Genomic DNA, 6,703 nt, shown 5'->3' with positions numbered 1-6,703 from the left:
AGAGGGACGCGACATCGCCGTCGCGTCCCTCTCCGGCAATGATTCGTCGCGCTCCACGGTCGCGACTACCCGGCGTCGGCACCGTGTACTCTCGATAGTAGCCGCGTGGCTGCAAGGGCAAGTGTTTCTCGAAATTGCCAAATATGCTTCCATCCTTGCGCGGGTAGGGAAAGGGTCCGCCCTGCCGAATCAGACGCAGAGTCTGTACGGCCTCGGGTGGCAAATCGGCGAACGCAATGCTCGCCAGGGACCTGGGTTCACGTGCCTGGGCTACGCCAGGCAGACCACCGAACAGCGCGGCCAGCAGCAACAGCCGCAGAAGGGTCACGACTTTCAGCACCTGCAATTACCCTTTGCCAATCTCGACCTGCGTTTCGACTCTCTGGCGCAGACGGATGTGCAGTTCCCGGAGTTGTTTTTCGTCCACACCGCTCGGTGCGTCGGTGAGCAGGCACTGCGCACGCTGGGTTTTCGGGAAGGCGATCACGTCACGGATCGACTCGGCTCCGGCCATCAGCGTCACGATGCGATCCAGGCCAAAAGCCAGACCACCGTGGGGAGGAGCACCGTACTTGAGGGCATCGAGCAGGAAACCGAACTTGAGCTGCGCCTCTTCCTTACCGATACCGAGCGCCCTGAAAACCTGTTCCTGGATTGCCGCACGGTGAATCCGCACCGATCCACCACCGAGCTCGGAACCGTTGAGTGCCAGGTCGTAGGCTTTGGCCAGGCAGCGTCCCGGATCGCTTTCGAGCAATGACAGATGCTCGTCCTTCGGACTGGTGAAAGGGTGGTGGCAAGCCGTCCAACGCTTCTCTTCTGGGTCATAGTCGAACATCGGAAAGTCGACAACCCATACCGGCTCCCAGGCATGGCCATTGACGAAGCCTTTTTCATGTCCGATTCTGGTGCGCAGGGCACCGAGCGCGTCGTTGACCACCTTGCATCTGTCGGCACCAAAAAAAATCAGATCTCCCGACTGCGCGCTGGTCCGCTCGACGATCGTCTGCAATGCGCGCACGTGCAGGTTCTTGACGATCGGTGATTGCAGGCCCGCCTCGTTGAGCTGCGTGACATCGTTGACCTTGATGTAGGCCAGCCCTCTGGCGCCATAGATGCCGACAAACTGGGTGTAGGCATCGATCTCGCCACGAGTCAGGCTGGCCCCACCGGGAATGCGCAAGGCAGCGATACGACCTCCCTCGCTGTTGGCGACACTGGCAAAGACCTTGAAAGGGACATCCTTCAGCGCGTCGGCGACTTCGACGAGTTCGAGAGTCACGCGCAGATCGGGCTTGTCTGAACCATAGCGATGCATCGCTTCAGCATGGCTCAGGCGCGGGAAGGGATTGGGCAGATCGGCAGCGATCGCCTCCTTGAACACCGCCCTGATCAGTGCTTCCATCAGTTCGATGATTTCGCCCTCGCTCATGAACGAGGTCTCGATATCGATCTGGGTGAATTCCGGTTGACGGTCGGCGCGCAGATCCTCATCGCGGAAGCACTTGGTAATCTGATAGTAACGGTCAAACCCGGCAATCATCAGTAACTGCTTGAAAAGTTGCGGTGACTGGGGAAGGGCGAAGAACTGGCCGGGATGCACTCGCGAGGGAACCAGATAGTCGCGTGCGCCCTCAGGAGTGCTCTTGGTGAGCATCGGGGTTTCGATGTCGATGAAACCGGCATCGTCCAGAAAGCGGCGGAAGGCCCGCGCCGTGCGGTAACGAAGTTGCATGTTGTTCTGCATCTGCGGACGCCGCAGGTCAAGCACCCGGTGCAGCAGACGAATGTTCTCCGACAGGTTCTCTTCGTCGAGCTGAAACGGTGGTGTCACCGACGGATTAAGGATTTCCATCTCGTGGCAAAGAATCTCGATCGCACCGCTGGCGATGTTGGGATTGACCGTGCCCTCAGGTCGGGCGCGGACTTTGCCGGTAATCCGCAGGCAGAACTCGTTGCGGACCGACTCGGCGGCCTTGAACATCAGCGGACGATCGGGGTCGCATACGATCTGTGCCAGACCCTCGCGGTCGCGGAGATCGACGAAGATCACGCCGCCATGGTCGCGGCGCCGATGCGCCCAGCCGCAAAGCGTGACCTCCTGGCCAATAAGCTGTGAATCGACTTGCCCACAATAATGAGTACGCATGCTGTTTTCCGAGTGACTTGTTTGAGGTTATGGCCGGCTGGAAGCGTTCGCGGTCTGCGGTCGTAAAGGTGGAGCCACAACGCCCATCGAGATCACGTACTTCAGTGCGGTGTCCACGCTCATGTCGAGTTCGATGACTTCCGTTCTCGGCAGCATCAGAAAGAAGCCCGAAGTCGGATTCGGTGTCGTCGGCACGTAGACGCTGACATGCTCGCCATCGAGATGCCGAAGCACTTCACCGCCCGGTTGACCGGTGAGAAAAGCAATTGTCCAGGAGCCACGCCGCGGATATTCGATCAGCAATGCTTTGCGAAAAGCGTTTCCGGATGATGAAAAAAGCGTGTCTGAAACCTGCTTGACACTATGATAGATCGAATTGACGACCGGAATGCGTGCCAGCAACAACTCCCACCAGGCGACCAGCCGCTGCCCGATGAAATTGGCAGCGAGGAGCCCGGTGAGAAAGATGATCAGCAAGGTCAGGACCGCCCCGACACCCGGAATGTCGAAACCCAGCACCGTGCGCGGATGTATCGCTTCCGGCAACAAGCGCAAGGACTGATCCATGGCCCCAACGATCAGCACCAGTACCCAGGCGGTGATTGCCAGAGGAACCCAGATCAGCAAGCCGGTGATGAAATAGCGCTTGATCAGTGGTCGGCGCACGCCGTCGCTCCGGTCACGCAGGTAGGCCCTTTTTCCTGGGATGTCTGGGTGCTTGTTTCGCTTGGTTTTTCGTTTTCTTCCGGTTTTTCGGTCGACGCAGGCGATTTACCCCCCTTGAAGTCGGTTGCGTACCAGCCACTGCCTTTCAACTGGAAACCGGCAGCGGTCAGCTGCTTGGTATAGGTGGCCTGACCGCATTGGGGACAGATGTGCAATGCCGCGTCGCTCAGTTTTTGCAAATGATCTTTCTCGAAGCCACAGGAACCGCAACGATAGGCGTAGATCGGCATGAGTAACCCTCAGAAAACGCTTGAAAACCTGTGATTATACGCGAACTGCGGCAGGTCAGGCTGCTGCGTGCGCCAACGGCGTACTTCGGCGCAGCTTCAAGATGACATGCCCTGTGTGCACATGCCGAGTTCCCTGGTCAGCGGCCGCTTACGATGAGCAAGGTACTGCTGGCCGTGGATTTCCTGGCCAGCACGCCGCAACGAGGTTGCGATTGTCCGGCCGGACAGTACTGCGACAGCGGTCGCACCCTTGCCCGCCATACTGCGTGTCAGCTCGTTTCCTCTTCCAGCGAGGCATTCGACATCGGCTGCCAGGGGCGAAAGTTCAGCAGTTCCTCCCAGACATCGCCGTCTTCGTCATACATGGGCCATTTCAACGGGTCGGTCGTGGCTGGGAACGGGTGCTCGTCGAGCAGCGTCACCAGAACCCTGGTCGGTTCGGTGATCTGCACCGATTCATCGAAGGAAACAACGCCCGAGGGGAAAAGAGTTGCGCGCAGGGTGTTCAGCATGGTGTGCTCTCCAGAAACGAAGAAAGTATTGGTCGAAGAACGGCAATTCGTCAAATCCCTCGACAGCACAGGGGGCGTAAAGAACAGAGGGAAGCTCATCCAGACCGACATCCTGGACGCCGATGCCTCGCAGATCGTGGCCGATTTGTGGAAGCCACGCAATGCTTTGCAAGAGCAACAAAATGTGGAAAAATGCGGTAACTAATCGATTTGCAGGTTCTAGAAATGCTTGACCGTGAAGGCTATCGCCCGAACGTCGGCATCATTCTTTGTAACGCCAGAAACGAGGTCTTCTGGGGCAAGCGTATCCGAGAACATTCATGGCAGTTTCCGCAGGGTGGTATCAAGCGGGGAGAAACGCCCGAACAGGCGATGTACCGGGAGTTGCATGAAGAAATCGGCTTGCTGCCCGAGCACGTGTACATTCTCGGTCGGACCAAAGACTGGTTGCGTTACGAAGTGCCGACGCACTGGGTAAGACGCGAATGGCGTGGCAGTTACCGAGGGCAAAAACAGATCTGGTTTTTGCTGCGTCTGATTGGGCGAGACTGCGACGTCTCCTTGCGTTCATGCGACCATCCCGAATTTGATGCTTGGCGGTGGAACACCTACTGGGTTTCACTTGACGCGGTAATCGAGTTCAAGCGCCGGGTCTATGAGCAGGCCCTGAATGAACTCGCTCGTTTTCTCAATTCGGATCACCGTCGTGGACGCCCTGCTTCCCCGCATGGCCAAAGTCCTGCGCCTGCTGAAATTGTCGGCAAGGAATGAATCGCTCCCGGCAGGTACAGCGTAATCGCAGGCGAACCCGCCGGCACATGTCGGGCGGAACATTGGTCGGCTGGCTTTGGCTGGCAATGGCGGTACTTCCTTCGGCAGGCTGGTCGGCCACTGCCAACCGCGAAGTCGAAGAAAAGCGCGAGATGCAGGGTGAGGTGCCGTTGCCCGCATTTCCGCAACCCGACAAGCTGATCCCTTTTGTGGTCAGTGCGATGACCGACAACAAATTCATGATTGACAGCGAGTCGCTGAGCATCGGCAGCGACGGTATATTCCGCTATACCCTGGTGATCGTCAGCCCTTCCGGCGCACAGAATGTGAGTTATGAGGCAATGGACTGTTCGACCGCCGAACGTCGGATTTACGCTCTTGGCCGCGCAGACAAGACCTGGTCGAAAGCGCGCAGCGATCAGTGGGTCAAAATTGTAGACAACTCGCTCAATCGACACCACGCCGAACTTTATACCGATTATTTCTGCCCCATTGGCATCTCGATACGCAACGCCGACGAAGTTCGTGAAGCGTTGCGGCGTGGTGGCCACCCTTCGATGATGCGCCGCTAGTATCGATCATTGATGCACTTGAACCGCGACAGCAAAGGCAACGGATGATTTCAGACCGATTAGTCATCGAATTTGACAAAGCCCTGCGCACGCTTTTCGCACCGGCACAGACCATTCGTGAAGTGCCGGGAAGCAAGGAGCCGGAAGCGGAATTGTCTGACCGGGAGCGTGCGCATGCCAGTGCCCTGATGCGCATTAATCACGTTGGTGAGGTCTGCGCACAGGCGCTTTACCAGGGGCAGGCACTGATCTGTCGTGATCAGACCCTTCGGCAAGCACTGGTGAAGGCCGCGAACGAGGAAACCGAACATCTGGCCTGGACCGAGCACCGTCTTGTTGAACTCGGTGGACGCCCGAGCCTGTTAAACCCGGTCTGGTACCTTGGTGCGCTGAGCATCGGGATTGCCGCAGGTAAGCTGGGCGACCCCTGGAGCCTGGGATTTCTCGCCGAAACCGAGAGGCAGGTCGAGGCACACCTTGACCATCATCTGAGCGAGTTGCCGAACCAGGATACCAAATCACGAGCGATCGTGGCGCAGATGCGGCTCGACGAGATAGCGCACGCCGAAACCGCCGTCCGTCTTGGCGCACGTGAATTGCCGTCGCCGGCTAGCATGCTCATGAAACTTGCGGCGCGAACGATGACTCGTACTGCTTATTACATTTAATGAGAGTCTCGCGTCAGCGACTTACGTAGGAGAGGTCTGGGAAGCGGGCAACGATCATGGCCTCCATGATCGGAGGTGTCTGAAAAAAATCATGACCGTCAGGCATCGACGATCTCGAAGTCGTGCGTAATCTCGGCAGTTTTGCCAAGCATGATCGAGGCAGAGCAGTACTTGTCCTTCGATAACTCGATGGCACGCGCAACCGCTTCCGGTTTGAGTTGCTTCCCGCTCACGCGAAAGTGAAAATGGATGTGGGTAAAGACTCTTGGCTCGGTCTCGGCACGCTCGGCCTGCAGGCTGACTTCACATCCGGTCACGGCATGGCGCCCCTTCCTCAGAATCAGGACAACGTCGAACGCGGTACACCCTCCCGTCCCGGCAAGCAGTAATTCCATCGGCCGCGGCGCCAGATTCCGTCCGCCGGCCTCGGGAGCGCCATCCATCACCACGGCGTGATTGCTCCCCGTTTCAGCGACAAAAGACATCCCGTTGCCCGTCCACTTTACCTTGCATTCCATGCGCTACTCCTTTTTCAGACGGTCATGAGACTCAGGCCTCGATACACATGACCTGTAGTCGTCGGTGACGAATAGACGAACTTCGCGCAGCGTGTGCCGAACCAGCACTGCAACGAACCCCGAACCTTTGCCCGGACATTGATTGTAGCCGGAAGCGTTGCCCAGATCCTGCGAAGCACGATGCTGCATTGCAGCATATCTGCAAGGTTTGGCGCTTAAATAGCGGTTTTAAACATTATGTATTATAAAATACATGTGATAGTTTTACACTAACATATTGAACATAAATTATTTCTATTCATAGATACGCCAATCAGGCCATCCTTGCAAAAAAATGGCGCAACGCACAAAAAATACTTGAATTCCAGCCTAGGATGATCCATAATTCTTTCAACGCAATGACTTTGCAGTCAAGTTGGTCAAGCACCTCCAGGCTGCTTCCCATGTCTCCTCCACCCTCCTCCTTTGGTGTGGATTTAGCGCGGCTCCCTTGAGCCGCGCTTTTTTTGCCACATGAACATGGCGTCACGGGGCCGGGCAAGCATATGCCCGCAGCG

Annotated in this window: 11 protein-coding genes; 4 read left to right on the top strand and 7 right to left on the bottom strand. The window is 57.2% G+C overall.

Annotation, left to right across the window (positions count from 1 at the left end; translation table 11 throughout):
- From CAPSK01_RS09945 to CAPSK01_RS09925, 5 genes are all read right to left on the bottom strand, one after another.
- A partial coding sequence (locus CAPSK01_RS09945) for a ribonuclease domain-containing protein (protein WP_034926048.1) occupies positions 1–340 on the bottom strand: 340 nt, incomplete at its 3' end.
- 6 nt (positions 341–346) lie between these two features.
- On the bottom strand, positions 347–2,149 hold the full coding sequence (gene aspS / locus CAPSK01_RS09940; protein ID WP_034925837.1) for an aspartate--tRNA ligase: 1,803 nt from the start codon (positions 2,147–2,149) through the stop codon (positions 347–349).
- 27 nt (positions 2,150–2,176) lie between these two features.
- The gene (locus CAPSK01_RS09935) at positions 2,177–2,800 is read right to left on the bottom strand and encodes a DUF502 domain-containing protein (RefSeq protein ID WP_034926046.1); all 624 of its coding nucleotides are present in this window, start codon (positions 2,798–2,800) and stop codon (positions 2,177–2,179) included.
- Positions 2,800–3,105, bottom strand: a complete 306-nt coding sequence (locus tag CAPSK01_RS09930) for an FmdB family zinc ribbon protein (RefSeq protein ID WP_034925834.1) — start codon at positions 3,103–3,105, stop codon at positions 2,800–2,802. The genes CAPSK01_RS09935 and CAPSK01_RS09930 overlap by 1 nt, the downstream gene beginning before the upstream one ends.
- A 269-nt stretch (positions 3,106–3,374) precedes the next feature.
- A complete protein-coding gene (locus CAPSK01_RS09925) occupies positions 3,375–3,617 on the bottom strand; it encodes a hypothetical protein (protein WP_034925832.1) in 243 nt (80 codons plus the stop codon).
- Positions 3,618–3,645: 28 nt separating this feature from the next.
- Between CAPSK01_RS09925 and CAPSK01_RS09920 the strand changes: the two genes are divergently transcribed.
- The 4 genes from CAPSK01_RS09920 to coq7 are packed head-to-tail and all read left to right on the top strand — an operon-like array spanning position 3,646 to position 5,628.
- Positions 3,646–3,822, top strand: a complete 177-nt coding sequence (locus CAPSK01_RS09920) for a hypothetical protein (RefSeq protein ID WP_273703443.1) — start codon at positions 3,646–3,648, stop codon at positions 3,820–3,822.
- Positions 3,823–3,842: 20 nt separating this feature from the next.
- Positions 3,843–4,388 carry an RNA pyrophosphohydrolase gene (locus tag CAPSK01_RS09915; RefSeq protein WP_034925828.1) on the top strand — a complete coding sequence of 182 codons (546 nt, stop codon included), beginning with the start codon at positions 3,843–3,845 and terminating at the stop codon, positions 4,386–4,388.
- Between the two features lie 47 nt (positions 4,389–4,435).
- A complete protein-coding gene (locus CAPSK01_RS09910) occupies positions 4,436–4,960 on the top strand; it encodes a CNP1-like family protein (protein ID WP_273703442.1) in 525 nt (174 codons plus the stop codon).
- Between the two features lie 47 nt (positions 4,961–5,007).
- Positions 5,008–5,628, top strand: a complete 621-nt coding sequence (gene coq7, locus CAPSK01_RS09905; protein ID WP_034926042.1) for a 2-polyprenyl-3-methyl-6-methoxy-1,4-benzoquinone monooxygenase — start codon at positions 5,008–5,010, stop codon at positions 5,626–5,628.
- 98 nt (positions 5,629–5,726) lie between these two features.
- Here coq7 and CAPSK01_RS09900 read toward each other — a convergent pair whose 3' ends face one another.
- Positions 5,727–6,146, bottom strand: a complete 420-nt coding sequence (locus CAPSK01_RS09900; protein ID WP_034925826.1) for an OsmC family protein — start codon at positions 6,144–6,146, stop codon at positions 5,727–5,729.
- Between the two features lie 313 nt (positions 6,147–6,459).
- Positions 6,460–6,703: hypothetical protein (locus CAPSK01_RS22575; RefSeq protein ID WP_273703441.1), on the bottom strand; the 244-nt coding region annotated here is incomplete at its 5' end.

Source organism: Candidatus Accumulibacter vicinus (genome assembly GCF_000584955.1).
Lineage (GTDB): Bacteria > Pseudomonadota > Gammaproteobacteria > Burkholderiales > Rhodocyclaceae > Accumulibacter > Accumulibacter vicinus.
This window is presented reverse-complemented; position numbering and strand designations above follow the sequence as displayed.

What these genes read in the sequence shown, in the direction of transcription:
- aspS (WP_034925837.1), bottom strand. Translation starts at nt 2,149, where the DNA reads ATGCGTACTCATTATTGTGGGCAAGTCGATTCACAGCTTATTGGCCAG.
- CAPSK01_RS09930 (WP_034925834.1), bottom strand. Translation starts at nt 3,105, where the DNA reads ATGCCGATCTACGCCTATCGTTGCGGTTCCTGTGGCTTCGAGAAAGAT.
- CAPSK01_RS09925 (WP_034925832.1), bottom strand. Translation starts at nt 3,617, where the DNA reads ATGCTGAACACCCTGCGCGCAACTCTTTTCCCCTCGGGCGTTGTTTCC.
- CAPSK01_RS09915 (WP_034925828.1), top strand. Translation starts at nt 3,843, where the DNA reads ATGCTTGACCGTGAAGGCTATCGCCCGAACGTCGGCATCATTCTTTGT.
- CAPSK01_RS09910 (WP_273703442.1), top strand. Translation starts at nt 4,436, where the DNA reads ATGTCGGGCGGAACATTGGTCGGCTGGCTTTGGCTGGCAATGGCGGTA.
- CAPSK01_RS09900 (WP_034925826.1), bottom strand. Translation starts at nt 6,146, where the DNA reads ATGGAATGCAAGGTAAAGTGGACGGGCAACGGGATGTCTTTTGTCGCT.